Raw genomic sequence first — 14,612 nt, 5'->3', positions numbered from 1 at the left:
AACGCAACACCTGCAAAAGCCCTGTGGAATGGCTTTCTATTGGAATAGGATCGTAATAAACTGAAGCAACCTCAACGAGCGCCAGATCTTCTGCGGGGAGAACACCGTGAACTATCTGCTAGAGAACATCAACACCAGCCTCGCTCGTGCTGCCGAGTTGACCTCCGATCCAGCCATGCTGCGGGTGCTCAAGACGATCAAGAAGCAGGCCGCCGAATTGGCCGAGGCTTCCGAGCAGGGTAAGAGCGCCCCACCGATCGCAGATGAACGCCGTTCGCATCGCCCTGCCGAAGGGCTGGGGCGGCGGGACGGGTAGGGCACAGCGGGCCGGCGCAAGCCGGTTCGCCGGGCATGCCGACCCGTGCGTTGCGCACGCGAGTCCGCACGAGCTGGTTGCCAACCCCGGCATCCTGCAACACAATGGCATGGCCTCTACGTACACCCGGAACCCATGTCTCTTTCATCGCATCTACGCTGCGGCGCGGCGCTGTTCCTTCTGGCCTTGATTTCCGGCTGCTCCAGCGGGCAGGGAACGTCCAGCCGGCTGTTCAACGAATGCACCTGGAATCGCAGCGCTTGCATGTATGAGGGCTCGTACGAAGACGACGAAGAAGCCTATGCCGAAGAGGAAGCGCGGCGCCTGAACAAGGCCCAGGTCATCAGGCTGCGTTCAGGCAACTGAGACCTGTGAGCGCGCCGCGGGCTCAGTCGTGCGGATGCACCGGGCGTGACGCGCCGCATTGCCAACAGGTTGAGAACTGCGGTTCGAGCCATTCATTGCAGTGTCCGCAGTGCCAATGGGCGCGCTGGCGCCAGGCTTCGTCTGCCCGACCTTCGATGATGCGCAGGGCAGCGTCTTTGTCGGCTTCGTTCTCCAGCCACAGGTTGGGGCCGCATTCGAAAACCGGAATGTCCCCTGCGCCGCCTTGCAGGTATTGGCCCGTCAGATGACAGGCGATGCCAGCCTGTTGCAACAGGTTTGCCCAGTGCTGTCCCATCAGCATATCGGGCGCGCGAGTCAGTCGTATCATCGAAGTCTCCGGATCTCGGACAGGTCATCATAAGGTTTATCGGCGCCACGCACCGCCGCGTTCGGTCGCGACTGCGGCGGGCGTACACTGGTTGCATCGCTGTCACGCGCCGTGTGCTGCATGGCATTGCCGCCGGCCTTCCCTTGGAGCATTCCATGAACAGTATCAAGATCGAATTTGTATCCGACGTGGCGTGCCCCTGGTGTGCAGTCGGCCTGGGCGGACTGCTCCAGGCGATGGACCGCATCGGGCCGGGCGCCGATTTCCACCTCAGCATTCAGCCCTTCGAACTGAACCCCGATATGCCGAAGGGGGGTCAGAACACGGGCGAGCGACTGATGAAAAAGTACGGCTTCGACGAGGCGCGCCTGCAGGAGAACCGCAAGCTGATCGCCGAGCGCGCAGCGGCCGCGGGCATGCCCATGCGGCAGACCGACGATAGCCGCTCGTACAACACTTTTGACGCGCATCGCCTGCTTCATTGGGCGGGGACCCTCGGCCAGGCGCAGCAGGTGGCATTGAAGCGCAGCCTGCTCAAGACCTACCATTACGACAACTTTGATACCGGCGAGACGGTAGTACTCGTGCAGGCGGCCGAAGCCGCGGGGCTGGATGCCGGCGCCGCGCGCGAAGTGCTCGAGTCAGGTCGCTACGCCGATGAGGTCCGCCTGGCGCAGGCGAAGTGGCGTGAACTCGGCGTGTCTTCTGTGCCGTCGGTCATCATCAACGATAAGTATCTGGTGTCGGGAGGGCAGCCCGCCGAGGTGTTCGAGCAGGCGCTGCGCCAAGTGGTGAGCGAATCCTGAAGGGGCCGCCATGCCCTCGGGCCGGATCACGGCGCGCCGCGCGCCGGGCTTCGTGGTCGTCGGCTTGCCGCACCGGCCAATGTACTGGCCCGGGCTAGACCTGCCATGCGATGCTGGGCACCGTGACCAAGGCACTTTCCCGCGCGTGGGCCCCTTGCTGTAAATGCGCCACCAGGTCGAGCGTCGTAGACCGCCGCGTGAGCATCATGCAGGTGGCCTGCGTCGCTGGCACGCGGGTAGCGTGCCAACAGCCGGGCGCCATGCACAGGCCCATGCCCGGGGGTACAAAGAAGGCAGCCGCGGTGTCGAGATCGGGTGCGCCGTCGTCCTGGCTGCGCGCCACGATATGGACGATGGTTCCGATAAGCGGCACGATGGCTTGCTGGGTGCGCAGATGCACTTCAAGCTGGGTGACCGGCCCGGTATTGCGGTAATTGACCCACAGGATTTCCGGCTGCCCGTCCGGACCGGCGTCGAACAAGTGCTCGCGCCAGAAGTCCGTCGCGGGGTTGGTATACGCGGGAACGCCGCCGTCGGCAGGGTAGGGCTTGCCCAGGACCCAACCGTAGGGAGCGAACGCTTCTGCCGACAAAGGCAACGCCTGGAGCTGATACATAGACTGGCCAAGAAACAGAGTTGGCCCGATTACACCCCATTTTGAGGCCAGCTCGCCAGCCTCGCCGATCAGGGCATGCCGCCGGCACGTGGCCGCAGCCGCCCTGGTCGTTGCGGCGCCTCCACGTCATTGCCGTCGCGGGGCAGGCATGCCTGCCCCGCCTGTGCCTCTATAACGTGGCCTCGGTGCCCAGGATGGCTGTGGACTGGCTGGACAACGTGCCACCGTTGCCATGGACCAGGGCCGTCTGTGCGCCGGCCACTTGCCGTTCTCCGCACTGCCCGCGCAGCTGCCGTACCGCCTCGATGGTGATGAACATGCCGTACATGCCCGGGTGCACGCACGACAGCCCGCCGCCATTGGTGTTCACCGGCAGCCGGCCACCCGGGGCCAGCGCGCCGCCGCTGACGAACGCGCCGCCTTCGCCCTTCTGGCAGAACCCCAGGTCTTCCAGAAAAAGAATAGGGTTGATGGTGAAGGCGTCGTAGAGCTCGACCACATCGATTTCGCCCGCGTGCAGCCCGGCCATGGCGTAGGCTGCGGCGCCCGACTGGGTGGCGGCCGTGACGGTAAGGTCTTCCATGGACGAGATCTGCCGATTCCAGCAAGCCGTGCCGCTGCCCAGTACAAAGACCGGCTTGTTCGGCAGGTCGCGGGCGCGGTCGGCTCGGACCAGGACGTACGCGCCCGCGCCATCAGTGACCAGGCAGCTGTCGCGCACGGTCAACGGGTCGGACACCATGCGCGAGTTCAGGACATCCTCGATGCTGAGCGGATCGCGCATGAACGCTTCGGGATTCAGTCGGGCCCACTGGCGGGCCGCCACTGCGACTTCGGCCAGCTGCTCACGGGTGGTGCCGTATTGGTGCATGTGGCGCGCCGCGGCCAGCGCGTATGAACTGAGCGGGTTCAGCGCGTGATAGGGCGCCTCGTAGGGCTGCGGATCGAGCTTGCGACGCGCATTGCCGATTTCGGCGCGATTCAGCGTGGAGGTGCGCTGCGTGCTCCCGTAGCAGACCAAAACAGCCTTGCACTGTCCGCTCGCCAGCGCCAGGAGGGCGGGCATCAGATGAGCCACGAAGCTGGAGCCGCCTATCATGGTGTTGTCGATAAAACTGGGGCGGATCCCCAGGTGCTCGATCACGGGCATCGCCCACATGGTGGAGGCCACGCTGGCCGTGGCCAGGCCGTCGATGTCCTGCATGGTCAGGCCGGCGTCGGCGACGGCGCGATGCGCCGCCTGCGCCAGGATTTCCATTTCGGTGTAGCCGTGGGCTTCGCCCAGGCCGGCGTGGCCCACGCCCACGATGGCGGCCGAGCCCCGCAGTTTGGGATCAATCATCAGCGGTCTCCGGCGGGGGTGAAGATGACGGACTTGCCGCCGGCGCTGTCGGCGACGCTGGCCTGCACCGCCATGCCGATGGCCACGGCGTCGGGGGCCAGGCCTTCGACGCGGGACATCAGCCGTACGCCTTCTTCCAGATCGACGAGCGCTACGTTGTAGTCGCCGCCGTGTTCGGGTTTGCGGCGGACCACCGTCGTGGAATACACCGTGCCCCTGCCGCTTGGCGTCATCCATGCCAGCCGGTCCGAACCGCAATGTGGGCAGAGCATGCGCGGATAGAACACGGCCCGGGCACAAGTCTCGCAACGTTGAATCTGGAACCGGCCCTGTTCGAGCTGGTCGTGGAAGGTTTTTTCGGGTCCAACCGGGTGGACTGCCGTGGACTGGGACATGAATGGGTTTCCTTCAATGACGAACTGAGCGATTGTGCGACGACGGCCCGGCGGGGCCAATCTTGATTTCGCTTAGGGGGGCTTTTGCTGCGCTTAACCGGGCCTGCGCCGGACAGGCGGGTGTCGCGGGCTGCCTGGGGCGGACAAGCCTTCTCGCAGCGCCGCAAAAACTGGCGCATCCCGGGCGGTCTTTCAGCGGGTTACAGGGAGCCTAGGACCGCCCGGCGCATTTGCGCATACTCAAATTCAATCGGCGAGCGGAAGGCGACCATCATCGGGTTCATCCCACAGGAGTCCTCCGATGCATGCACTGTCTCTCCAAAGCTGGCTCGATTCGCCGCAGGGCTACGGCCGCGTTTCTCGTTTTCTGCACTGGGGCATGGCAGGCTTGTTTGCCTGGCAGTTCCTCGGGTCGGCCCTGCATGCCTGGGATCGCGAAGCGGACATCACGCGCGGCGTGTGGGGCTCGCACAAATCAGTGGGCTTGGTATTGATGGCTCTCGTGGTGCTGCGGTTGGCCTGGGCAGCACATAGCCGCTCGAAGAGGCCGACGGGCAGCGGGCGAACCCGGCAGTTGGCGCGTCTGGGACATGCGGCGCTCTACCTGCTGATGATAGGTGTCCCGCTGGTCGCACTGCTGCGCGCTTACGGGCGCGGCAAGGGTCTGGCCGCGTTCGGGCTGCCTTTGCTGGAAGCCAGCGGCCGCGAGGTGCCGTCGCTGATCAATCTGGGGAACTTCCTGCACGGCAGCCTTGGCTGGATTCTGGCGCTTGCCGCGGCGGGTCACATTGCCATGGTTGCCGTTCACCGTTACATCTTGCGCGATGCAACGGCCGCCCGCATGCTCGGTCGCTGAGTGCCGCTGGGCACAGCGCTTGCGGAAGCGCTGGGCCCGCATTCGCGGGCGTGCCACTTAGCGGGAGACCTTCCATGTTTGCACACAACAAGCGATTGCAGTACACCGTCCGCGTACGCGAGAGCAACCCAGGGCTGGCAAACCTGTTGCTCGAGCAGTTCGGCGGCCCCCAAGGCGAACTCGCGGCTGCATGTCGCTACTTCACTCAAGCCTTGGGCGAGGACGATCCGGGCCGTAAAGACATGCTGTTCGACATTGCCACCGAAGAACTCAGCCACCTCGAGGTGATCGGCACGCTGGTCGCCATGCTCAACAAGGGCGCCAAGGGCAAGCTGGCCGAAGCCACGGAATCCGAGGCCGAGCTCTACCGCAGCCTGCAGGGAGCCGGGAACGATTCGCACGTCACGCAGGTGCTTTATGGCGGCGGCCCCGCGCTGGTGAACTCCGGCGGACAGCTATGGAACGCCGGCTACATCGACACCATCGGCGAACCGTCCGCCGACTTGCGTTCGAACATTGCCGCGGAAGCGCGCGCCAAGATTGTCTACGAACGGCTCATCAATGTGACCGATGATCCCGGCGTAAAAGAAGCGTTGGGCTTCCTGATGACCCGCGAAGTGGCCCACCAGCTTTCGTTCGAGAAGGCCTTGTACTCGATGCAGCCCAACTTCCCGCCGGGCAAGCTGCCGGGCGACCCGCGTTTCGCGCGCACGTACTTCGACATGTCGCAGGGCGAAGGCGATATGCGCGGCTCGTGGAACAGCGATGCGAACTTCGATGTCATCTCCGACCGCGACCAGCAGTGTGCGGTTGACGGCGGCGACGGGCTGGCGAACGTCGGGCTGGCCAAGGATGAGCTGGACGCGCTGCAGGCCATGGCGACGCGCACGACGTCCATGCCGGACGCCGATCCCATGACCGGGGCCGACCTGGGCAGTGGTGTCGACGGCACCCAGCCGGCGCCCAAATCGAAGTCCAAGACGAAGTCCTGAGTGCGGGAACCCGGCCCCCCGGGGCCGGAGGTCTGGCGGCGGCGGTAGCGCTCAGCGTTTGGCCGCACGCTCGGCGTTGTCGGCGCGCAGCATGTACCGGCATGTGACGGCGCGCATGTTATTCGAGCCAGTCCGCCCTCGCGAACGCTTCTTACAGGATGCGTTCGCACACCTGTCGGGTCTCTGTGCCTCCCTCCAATGCCGCCACGCCGGTGACCCGTTCGCCTTGCGCCCTGCCTTTCCTGGATGGCTGGGGCTACGCAGTGTTGATGCCTTCTGCAGAGGGCAGCGGGTATAGCGATTGCTACCTGCAAGGTTCGATTCCCAGCAACCCACGGAGACCACTCATGGCTGCCAAGACCCTGCAAGACCTGTTCATTCACGAACTATCCGACATATACAGTGCCGAGAAACAACTGGCCAAGGCCCTGCCCAAACTGGCTCGCGCTGCAACCAACCCCAAGCTTGCCGAAGCATTTCAGGCGCACCTGGAGGAGACCCACGGCCAGATCGAGCGCATCGACCAGGTGGTCGAGCTATGCGAGATCAAGCTCAAACGCATCAAATGCGCCGCCATGGAGGGGCTGGTGGAAGAAGGCAAGGAAGTGATCGACGAAATCCCCAAGGGCCCGGTGTTGGACGCCGCGCTGATCGCGGCGGCGCAGAAGGTGGAACATTACGAAATTGCAAGCTATGGCACTTTGTGCACCTTCGCCCGGCGTGCAGGCTTCAAGGACGCGGAAAAGCTGCTGTACCAGACCTTGCAGGAAGAAAAGGCGACGGACGAAAAGCTGACCATGCTGGCTGAAAGCGAAACCAATCCTGTGGCACAGCAAAAGGGCAAATAGGCTCGATTCAAAATACCCGCAGCCATTGCCAGGCGTCCTGCAGGCGGCACCAGCCGCGAACCAGGGGGCCTGGCAGCCAGGCGGGAACGGTATTGCATAGCTCGTCTATGACGAGTCCTTCGGCCCGCATGGCTTGCACCTGTTGTGCGCTTGCACGGAACGTCAGGTCCCAGCGTGGGTGCACCGTAATCGAATAGCGTTTCTTCATGGGAGCGCAGGCGGGTGTGACGCCGTTGCGGAGCAATCTCCGTGCCATGGAGAGAAAAATGGGGCGCCGAGGCGCCCCTTCTGTCGATCGTGGGTCGGGTTTATTCTTCGGTCAGGTGTTCCGGGTCGATCCGGGCGGGCTGGTTGCGATTGAAAAGCAAGGTGATGCCCCACATCACCACCCCCAGCGCCAGCAGCCAGCCGGCCACCTGGTACTGGATGGGATCTCGGCCGGTCAGCGGTGTGACCATGAAGAGGCAGGCCGCTGCGCCCAGGCAGGCGAGTACGGTATTGGCGCGAAAGTGGGAATGTTCGACGCGATCGCGCCGCAGCACGAGTACGGCGATATTCACGAATGCGAATACTCCCAGAAGCAGCAGGGCGGTGGTGCCCCCCAGCGCGCTGATGGCATTCGAACTGCTGGCCGATACGAGCACGATCAGCCCGAGAGCCAGCGCCGTGGTGAACAGGATGGCAGCCCAGGGGGTACGCGTCCGCGTGTGGACCGCCGCGAGGAACCTGGGCAACACACCTTGCCGCGACATACCGTAAAGCAGGCGGCTCGCCATCATCATGTTGATCAGTGCCGAGTTGGCCACCGCGAACATCGAGATGATCGGCATGATGGTGTCTACGGGCAGATTGGGAGCAGCGCGCTCCACGACCAGCACGAGCGGGGTCGAACTGGCCGCCAGTTCACCGACCGGGATCAGAGCCACGGCGCAGATCGATACCAGCACATAGATCACGGCCGTGATCCCAAGGCCCGTCAGCATGACTTTGGGAAAGATTCGATGCGGGGCGTGAGTTTCTTCGGCCATGTTCACCGAGTCCTCAAACCCCACCATGGCGAAAAATGCCAGCGCCGTGGCCGACGTCACCGCCAGGAACACGCTTTTGTCCTCAGGCGTATCGAAGGCGATCACGCGAGAGAAGTCAGCCTGGCCGCCCGCGATCGCGTAGAAGCCCAGCACAATGACGAGCAGCAGTCCGCTGAGTTCAACCAGCGTGAGCACTACGTTGGTCTTGACGCTTTCGGACACGCCGCGGAAGTTGATGAACATCACCAGCAGCATGAAGCCCAGCGCACCCAGCGTCACCATGATCGGATCGCCGTCGAAGCCCATCGCGGCAAAGAGATTGGAAGAAAAGGCCCTCGAAGCGGTGGCGGCGGAAGTCAGTCCCGAGCACATGACGGTGAAGCAGACAATAAAGGTCAGGAAGTGCACGCCGAACGCTTTGTGCACATACAGCGCCGCGCCGGCCGCACGCGGATACTTGGTGACAAGCTCGAGGTAAGAGAAGGCGGTAAGCAGCGCGATCAGGAAGGCGACGAGGAACGGCGCCCAGGCGGCCCCTCCGACTTCCGCGGCGACCTGGCCTGTCAGGGCGTAGATGCCCGTGCCCAGAATATCGCCCACGATGAACAGTAGCAGCAGCTTCGGCCCCAGAACCCGCTTCAAGGGGGTTTGGTCGAGGCTCTCCTGGTTCGACATGCTTCTCTCCTCATGTTTTCGTAGGAGGCAAGTATGTGCCAGTTGCGTGCCGTTAGTCGCCCGCCACTGTGTCACGGAAGATAACCAAATTTTTCATCCGGCCGGCGTTCAGTTCCGCTTCTTCCACCCAGGATTTCGCCGCCATTGGATTGCTCCGGATAAGCCGGGTACGCGAATTGCTGTGACAAGCGGACTTTCCGGCTTCAGGAAAGCCAGACAACCCGCACGCGAGACGCGTGTCGCAACGGAGGCCTTATGAAATTAAGCACACTGACACTCAGTATGATGGCGGCCGGCAGCATGCTGGTGGCCGGCGGCAGCCTGGCGCAGCAAGCGCCCGCTACCCCCGCGCCCGCCGCACAAGGTGCGGCCCAGCAGGAGCGCCAGAACCAGGCGCAGCAGCCTGGCGCGACGCCGATGCAGGATGCCGCCCAGCAGGGCCAGGCCAGAGCACAACAACAGAAAGACGCTGCTGGCGACCAGCTCGATGGCGACGACAAAGACTTTCTGGAGAACGCTGCGCAGTCGGGACATGCCGAGATCGAGGGCAGCAAGATGGCGCAGGAAAAGTCGAAGAATCCGGATGTGAAAGCCTTCGCCGACAAGATGATCCAGGACCACACCAAAGTCGGCGAAGAGTTGGCTGAGCTGGCCAAGTCCAAGGGCTACACGCCTCCGACCGACCCGTCTCTGCTGATGAAGGCCAAGCTCAAGACCCTGAGCCTGACTGACGATGGCTTCGATGAAATGTACATGGACCACATCGGCGTGGCCGCGCACGAAGACGCCGTCAAGTTGTTCGAGGAAGCCGCTCAGGACGCGAAGGACCCGGAAATCAAGGCGTTCGCGCAGAAGACGCTCCCGGCCTTGCAGGAGCACCTGTCCATGGCCAAGAAGCTTCAAGAGCAAGTGAAGGCGCGAAAGTAACCCAGCCTTCCCGAAGCTGACGGCGGCCGGGCCGGGCTGTTCAGGCCTGCCCGGCCGCTTTTCCGCGTACTTCTACGCCGGCATCGGCTTCGACGTAGCGGATGATCTCGGTCATGTCGGCCTGATCCCCGAATTTGTCGCGCGTGGCATTCAGCAGCTGACGCACGGCCTCGCCCACACGCAAGGGCACGCCCAGGCGTTCGCTCGTCTCAAGGCAAAGACGTACATCTTTCGCCGACAGGCCGATGGCGAAGCCGAAATCGAATCTTCTACTGAGCACGTATTTCGGTATTTTGTCTTCCGACGCATTGCTGCGCCCGGAACCTGCGTTGATCACCTGCACCATGGTGTCCGGGTCCAGCCCGGCCTTGACACCCAAGGCCAGCGTTTCGGACGTGATCGCAAGGGCAGTGACCGACACCAGATTGTTGATCACTTTCATCGTCTGGGCCATGCCGGCACGCGGGCCCACGTAGAGTGGTTGCCCCAGAACCTCCAGCACGGGAAGCACGGCCTGATAGGCGTCATCGGCACCCGCCACCATCAGGGCCAGCGAGCCCTTCTGAGCACCTGCCACGCCGCCGCTGACGGGACAGTCGATCAGTGTGATGCCGCGCTGCTGCAATCCGGCGGCCAGGGCTTCCGCCGCTTCGGGGCCGGACGTGGACAGGTCTATGACGGTCTCGACTTCGGAGCCGTGCACGAGGCCCTCTGCGCCCAGACCTACCTCGGTGACGACCTGTGGCAAGGGAAGGGACAGCAGCACCGTCCGGGCGGCGTCGGCCACACCGCGCGGGCTGCTCGCCGCACGCGCGCCCTCGGCTACCAGCGAGGCGACCGCCTGCTGATTCGGATCGTATATCACCACGTCATAGCCGGCTTGCAACAGGCGGGTGGTCATGGGAGCGCCCATGCGGCCGATGCCGACGAATCCCAGGGTGTCTTTGCGTTTTTCGTTCATGGTTGCCGTATTCCAAAAGCACGGTTTAGGCGGCTGTCCAGCCGCCATCGATGGGAAGCACTGCACCGGTGATGTCGGCGGCGGCCTCGCCGCAGAGAAAGCCGATCAGCGCGGCGACGTTGCGCGCGGCGACGAAGCGGCCGGTGGGGTGGCGCCCCGCCAGATAGTCGTGTTGAGCCTGCTCCTCGCTGATTCCGCGCTCCCGCGCGAGCCCCGCAATGCGAGCCTCGATCGCAGGGGTGGGCGCCGTGCCAGGGGCCACTGCATTGCAGGTGATGCCGTGCGGGGCAGTTTCGACGGCCAGCGCCCGCGTCATGCCCAGGAGAGCGGTCTTGGTCGTGATGTAGCCGACCCGGTTTGGCGTGGCGCGGGCACCATAGACAGACGAGAGGTTGATGATGCGACCCCACCCGCGCACGCGCATGCCGGGGATGCAAAGGCGCGACAGGTGGAAGGCGGCCGACAGGTTGACCGCCAGCGCTTCGTCCCAATGGTCGCGAGGCAGGGCTTCCGCGGGCGCAAAATGGCGCACGACGGCATTGTTCACCAGAATATCGATACCGCCGAAGGCGTCATGCGCGGCTTCCGTCAGGGCTTCGATCTGGTCTACGTCGGCCAGGTCTGCGGCTCGCAGCAATACGTCGACGCCGTGCCGCCGGGCGAGTTCGGTCCGCACGCGGCGGGCCGAAGCATCGTCATGCAGGCTGTGCAGCATGATGCGTGAGCCGGCCGCGGCAAGCTGTCCGGCAATAGCCAGGCCCAGGCCGGATGTCGAGCCGGTGATCAAGGCGCAGCGGTCGCGCAGACTGAAGTCATTCATGCGAGTTGCAAGGGCGCGACATCCAGCCGAGCGACCTTGCCCTGCAGCGCTGGGCTGGCGGCCGGATAGCGGTGCATCACCAGAGGGTCGTGGCCGGGCACGATATGGTCCGGACTGTCGGCCAGTTGGCGCACGATGCGATGCCCTTCGAGCATGTCGCCCACGTTGTACACCGCGGGAAATGGCACTCCATGGTCGATATTGCCATACAGGTGAGTGGCATCGGATGCCAGGACGACCCAGCCGCGTCGCGTCCAGACGCGAACGACCTGCAGCCCGGCCGTGTGGCCGCCTACCAGATGCAGCGTCAGGCCGGGCGCCAAATCGGCCTGGCCCTGGTGAAATTGCACGCGCCCCGCATAAAGAGTGCGGACGAACGCGACGATATCTTCAACGTAATAGGGGTGGCGCAAGGTGCCGTGGCACATACAGCGGCCGGTGGCATAAGCAGGCTCGGCGTTCTGGATATGAAACATAGCGGCAGGGAAATCATTCAGCGTGCCGGCGTGGTCGTAGTGCAAGTGCGTGATGATGACATCGCGCACTTGCGCGGCGTCGATGTCCAGCAGCCCCAGGCCGTCGGCCGGGCGCATCAGCAGTTCGCGTCCGCGTTGCCTTGCCGAATCGGCATCGAAGCCGGTATCGATGACGTAGCATTCATCGTCCCGGCGTGCCACCCAGATGTAGTAGTCGAGGTCTGAATCGGCATCGTGGAAATCAACGCTGCCCAGGTAGTTGTCTGCCGGGCGGCGCCCGCCGTGGCGCGCATAGCGCACGGCGTACACCTCGAAAGGGGTGGGAGCGGTGGTCAAGGGCTGTCTCCTGGAACCGGGTGCTGTCCGCGGGTATGTTTATGCTTGGTAGGATTGTATTATAGTATTAGCAGGCAAAGCAAAGCCCGGCCGCGTGAAGCGTGCCGGGCTGATCGGGTCGAACCCGGCTACTCGGCGGTGGCGGCCTGAGTTTCCCGCAGAATCTTGATTGCCACGCGGGCCGCGCTGCGTACATGAAGGCTGCCTGCCTTGCGTGCCGCGCGTCCATCGCGCGCGGCCAGGGCTTCGAGCAGCGCCCCAAGTTCGGCAAGGCTTTTCTTGGCGCGGCCCGGCGCCTGCATGGACGTGGATCGCAGCAGCATGACCCGCGAATTCAACAGCCGCAACGTGGTGGTCAGGGCTTCGTTGCCGGCCCCGTCCAGCAGTTGTTGGTAGAAATGATTCTTGGCCGCGAGCTGCTCCAGTGAGCCGCCCTGTGCGAAGGCGCGCTTGAGTGCCTGGAACGCGGACTGGAGCGACTTCAACTGGTCATCCGTCGCGCGTTCGGCGAATAGCTGGCAGGCCAGGCCCTCGAGCTCTTCGCGTACCTGATAAATGCCTTCGGCCTGCTCCGGCAAGAGGCGGTCGACCACCGGCCCTCGATGGGGAATGACGTGGATCAGCCCTTCGGACTCGAGCTGGCGCAGGGCTTCGCGCACCAGCGTGCGGCTCACCCCCGTCATTTCGCAAAGCTCGCGCTCGGGCAGGCGTTCGCCCGGCTGGAACCGGCCCACCAGGATGGCGTTGCGGATGCTCTCGGTCACACTATGGCGCAGCACAGAAGCGGCGCGGGGAACTTTGAAGTCGGCAGGGAGCTCGGCAGCGTTCATGCGATAGATGGCGTAGTGGCGGTCGGATTCAGTGTACTGGCTGGCCGCATTTTAGCGGGAGTTCGCGGCCGGCCATTGTTTTACGGGGGCGCTCCCGGTACGTATCCGTTGCCGGGAGAATGATTGGGTCGGTAAAAAAACGATTATTCAATCATACAATCTGTTTATAATACCGAAAAATCAGCCGCGTCAGCTCTGGGATCGAAGCTGGCAGCGTCGGCAGCGCCACGCATGAGCGTGGCCCAGGAGACAACATCCATGCAGGCAGGCAATGTGTCCGGTATCTCTCAAGCCTTGGCACGGTTCGTCGCGGACTGCCGCTGGGAAGACATACCTGAGCCCGTGCGCCACCAGGCCCGCAGGTCGCTGATGAATTACTTCGCGGTGGCCATGGCCGGTTCGGCAGATCCCACGCTGGATATCGCGGTCAATGTCTATGGGCGATTCGCGGCCGATCGGCAGGCTGGGCTGGTCGGGCGTTCCGAGCGCATGGATCTGCTCAATGCCGCGGCTCTGAACGCGATGGCCGCGAACGTCTATGACTATGACGACACCCATCAGCCCACCATCATTCACCCGACCGCGCCCGTTGCGCCCGCGCTTTTCGCGCTGGCGCAGGCGCGGCCGATGAGCGGCGAGCAACTGATGCTGGCGTTTGTGCTGGGCGTGGAAGCCGAATGCCGCATCGGCCTGGCCGTGTCGCCCGGCCATTATTCGCGTGGCTGGCACATTACCTCTACCTGCGGGGTCTTCGGCGCAGCGATGGCAGCAGGGCGGCATTTGGGCCTTGGGCCGCAACAGCTGGCATGGGCGCTGGGCTCGGCGGCGGCGCAGGCAGGCGGGCTGGTTGAAACGCTGGGCACCATGTCCAAGAGCGTCAGCGTGGGCAACGCCGCCCGAAATGGGTTGTTGGCGGCGCTCTTGGCGCAAGAGGGCTTTGCCGGACCGGACACTCCGTTGGAAGGCGCGCGCGGCTTTCTCAGGGTCACCTGCGATCAGCCAGATTTCGACGCTATAACGCGCGATCTGGGCGAACACTGGCAGCTGGCGTGCAACACCTATAAGCCATACCCCTGCGGTGTCGTGCTCAACCCGGTTATTGATGGGTGCCTGGAGCTGGCTTCAGACGCGCGGGTGGTCGAGGCCGGGCTGGGAGATATTGAGCGCGTCATCCTGACCGGGCACCCGCTGTTGCGGCAACGCACCGACCGTCCCGCGGTCACCACGGGCCGTGCATCCCAGGTGAGCGCCCAGCATGCGGTGGCCGTGTCGCTGACGCGCGGGCGTGCCGGCCTGCAGGAGTTCGACGATGCCTCGGTGCAAGACCCGGCCGTCATGGCTCTCGGGCAGAAAGTAGAGATTCACGATGATCCAGGCTTTTCCGTCGATGCGGCACAAGTCCGGTTGGTCTGGAGAAATGGTCGCGAGCTGACGCACCTGGTGGAAGCCGCTCGCGGATCCGCGGCGCGCCCTTTAAGCGATGGCGAACTGGAACACAAGCTGCGCGCGTTGTCGCTCGCGAGCCGGCCGGGTTGGGACCCCGCACCGCTGATCGATGCCGTTTGGCGCATGGATACCCTGCCCGATGTGACGCAGGTGATGGCTCTGGCCGTGAAGGCCTGATTTCGAAGCTCCCCGATGAGCCTGCGGCGCGCTATCGCGTTGCGGCTCGG

18 protein-coding genes are annotated in these 14,612 nt (G+C 64.1%); 8 read left to right on the top strand and 10 right to left on the bottom strand.

Annotated elements, in window-relative coordinates; all coding sequences use genetic code 11:
- Positions 1 to 106: 106 nt before the first annotated feature.
- Together ACV17W_RS07660 and ACV17W_RS07655 are read left to right on the top strand one after the other, a co-directional pair.
- Entirely contained in the window at positions 107 to 316 is a 210-nt protein-coding gene (locus ACV17W_RS07660) for a hypothetical protein (RefSeq protein WP_462595828.1), read from the top strand.
- Positions 317 to 451: 135 nt separating this feature from the next.
- Positions 452 to 682 carry a hypothetical protein gene (locus ACV17W_RS07655; RefSeq protein WP_462595827.1) on the top strand — a complete coding sequence of 77 codons (231 nt, stop codon included), beginning with the start codon at positions 452 to 454 and terminating at the stop codon, positions 680 to 682.
- Positions 683 to 704: 22 nt separating this feature from the next.
- On the opposite strand, the gene ACV17W_RS07650 is transcribed toward ACV17W_RS07655, so the two are convergent.
- Entirely contained in the window at positions 705 to 1,031 is a 327-nt protein-coding gene (locus ACV17W_RS07650; protein ID WP_462595826.1) for a putative signal transducing protein, read from the bottom strand.
- A gap of 155 nt (positions 1,032 to 1,186) precedes the next feature.
- Here ACV17W_RS07650 and ACV17W_RS07645 point away from each other — a divergent pair, with 155 nt between their 5' ends.
- Entirely contained in the window at positions 1,187 to 1,837 is a 651-nt protein-coding gene (locus ACV17W_RS07645) for a DsbA family oxidoreductase (protein ID WP_462595825.1), read from the top strand.
- Between the two features lie 94 nt (positions 1,838 to 1,931).
- Here ACV17W_RS07645 and ACV17W_RS07640 read toward each other — a convergent pair whose 3' ends face one another.
- The 3 genes from ACV17W_RS07640 to ACV17W_RS07630 all read right to left on the bottom strand — a co-directional run bounded on the left by ACV17W_RS07640 (position 1,932) and on the right by ACV17W_RS07630 (position 4,190).
- Positions 1,932 to 2,453 carry an ureidoglycolate lyase gene (locus ACV17W_RS07640; protein WP_462595824.1) on the bottom strand — a complete coding sequence of 174 codons (522 nt, stop codon included), beginning with the start codon at positions 2,451 to 2,453 and terminating at the stop codon, positions 1,932 to 1,934.
- A 169-nt stretch (positions 2,454 to 2,622) separates the two neighbouring features.
- The gene (locus ACV17W_RS07635) at positions 2,623 to 3,795 is read right to left on the bottom strand and encodes a thiolase (protein ID WP_462595823.1); all 1,173 of its coding nucleotides are present in this window, start codon (positions 3,793 to 3,795) and stop codon (positions 2,623 to 2,625) included.
- Positions 3,795 to 4,190 carry a Zn-ribbon domain-containing OB-fold protein gene (locus tag ACV17W_RS07630; protein WP_462595822.1) on the bottom strand — a complete coding sequence of 132 codons (396 nt, stop codon included), beginning with the start codon at positions 4,188 to 4,190 and terminating at the stop codon, positions 3,795 to 3,797. The genes ACV17W_RS07635 and ACV17W_RS07630 overlap by 1 nt, the downstream gene beginning before the upstream one ends.
- Before the next feature lie 301 nt (positions 4,191 to 4,491).
- Between ACV17W_RS07630 and ACV17W_RS07625 the strand changes: the two genes are divergently transcribed.
- The 3 genes from ACV17W_RS07625 (at position 4,492) to ACV17W_RS07615 (ending at position 6,886) form a co-directional block, all read left to right on the top strand.
- Complete coding sequence (locus ACV17W_RS07625; protein ID WP_462595821.1) at positions 4,492 to 5,046, top strand: cytochrome b; 555 nt, start codon at positions 4,492 to 4,494, stop codon at positions 5,044 to 5,046.
- A gap of 74 nt (positions 5,047 to 5,120) precedes the next feature.
- The gene (locus tag ACV17W_RS07620) at positions 5,121 to 6,038 is read left to right on the top strand and encodes a manganese catalase family protein (protein WP_462595820.1); all 918 of its coding nucleotides are present in this window, start codon (positions 5,121 to 5,123) and stop codon (positions 6,036 to 6,038) included.
- Positions 6,039 to 6,385: 347 nt separating this feature from the next.
- Positions 6,386 to 6,886, top strand: a complete 501-nt coding sequence (locus ACV17W_RS07615; protein WP_462595819.1) for a YciE/YciF ferroxidase family protein — start codon at positions 6,386 to 6,388, stop codon at positions 6,884 to 6,886.
- A 7-nt stretch (positions 6,887 to 6,893) separates the two neighbouring features.
- Here ACV17W_RS07615 and ACV17W_RS07610 read toward each other — a convergent pair whose 3' ends face one another.
- The gene (locus tag ACV17W_RS07610) at positions 6,894 to 7,094 is read right to left on the bottom strand and encodes a hypothetical protein (protein ID WP_462595817.1); all 201 of its coding nucleotides are present in this window, start codon (positions 7,092 to 7,094) and stop codon (positions 6,894 to 6,896) included.
- 100 nt (positions 7,095 to 7,194) lie between these two features.
- Positions 7,195 to 8,589: an APC family permease gene (locus ACV17W_RS07605; RefSeq protein WP_462595816.1), complete on the bottom strand. Its 1,395-nt coding sequence runs from the start codon at positions 8,587 to 8,589 to the stop codon at positions 7,195 to 7,197.
- A gap of 255 nt (positions 8,590 to 8,844) precedes the next feature.
- Here ACV17W_RS07605 and ACV17W_RS07600 point away from each other — a divergent pair, with 255 nt between their 5' ends.
- Positions 8,845 to 9,516: a DUF4142 domain-containing protein gene (locus ACV17W_RS07600; protein ID WP_462595815.1), complete on the top strand. Its 672-nt coding sequence runs from the start codon at positions 8,845 to 8,847 to the stop codon at positions 9,514 to 9,516.
- A gap of 40 nt (positions 9,517 to 9,556) precedes the next feature.
- Here ACV17W_RS07600 and ACV17W_RS07595 read toward each other — a convergent pair whose 3' ends face one another.
- From ACV17W_RS07595 to ACV17W_RS07580, 4 genes are all read right to left on the bottom strand, one after another.
- Positions 9,557 to 10,477 (bottom strand): NAD(P)-dependent oxidoreductase, encoded by a 921-nt coding sequence (locus ACV17W_RS07595; RefSeq protein ID WP_462595814.1) that lies wholly within the window; start codon positions 10,475 to 10,477, stop codon positions 9,557 to 9,559.
- Positions 10,478 to 10,502: 25 nt separating this feature from the next.
- Positions 10,503 to 11,297, bottom strand: a complete 795-nt coding sequence (locus ACV17W_RS07590; RefSeq protein ID WP_462595813.1) for an SDR family oxidoreductase — start codon at positions 11,295 to 11,297, stop codon at positions 10,503 to 10,505.
- On the bottom strand, positions 11,294 to 12,109 hold the full coding sequence (locus ACV17W_RS07585) for an N-acyl homoserine lactonase family protein (protein ID WP_462595812.1): 816 nt from the start codon (positions 12,107 to 12,109) through the stop codon (positions 11,294 to 11,296). Before ACV17W_RS07585 ends, ACV17W_RS07590 begins: the two co-directional genes overlap by 4 nt.
- A gap of 128 nt (positions 12,110 to 12,237) precedes the next feature.
- The gene (locus ACV17W_RS07580; RefSeq protein WP_462595811.1) at positions 12,238 to 12,939 is read right to left on the bottom strand and encodes a GntR family transcriptional regulator; all 702 of its coding nucleotides are present in this window, start codon (positions 12,937 to 12,939) and stop codon (positions 12,238 to 12,240) included.
- Positions 12,940 to 13,197: 258 nt separating this feature from the next.
- On the opposite strand from ACV17W_RS07580, the gene ACV17W_RS07575 reads away from it, so the two are divergent.
- Positions 13,198 to 14,562 carry an MmgE/PrpD family protein gene (locus ACV17W_RS07575; protein ID WP_462595810.1) on the top strand — a complete coding sequence of 455 codons (1,365 nt, stop codon included), beginning with the start codon at positions 13,198 to 13,200 and terminating at the stop codon, positions 14,560 to 14,562.
- Positions 14,563 to 14,612 lie beyond the last annotated feature (50 nt).

It is taken from the genome of Bordetella sp. MIP270_01_BMS, from assembly GCF_054958705.1.
The sequence above is the reverse complement of the archived record's forward strand: the minus strand, read 5'-3'. Positions and strand labels throughout refer to the sequence as shown.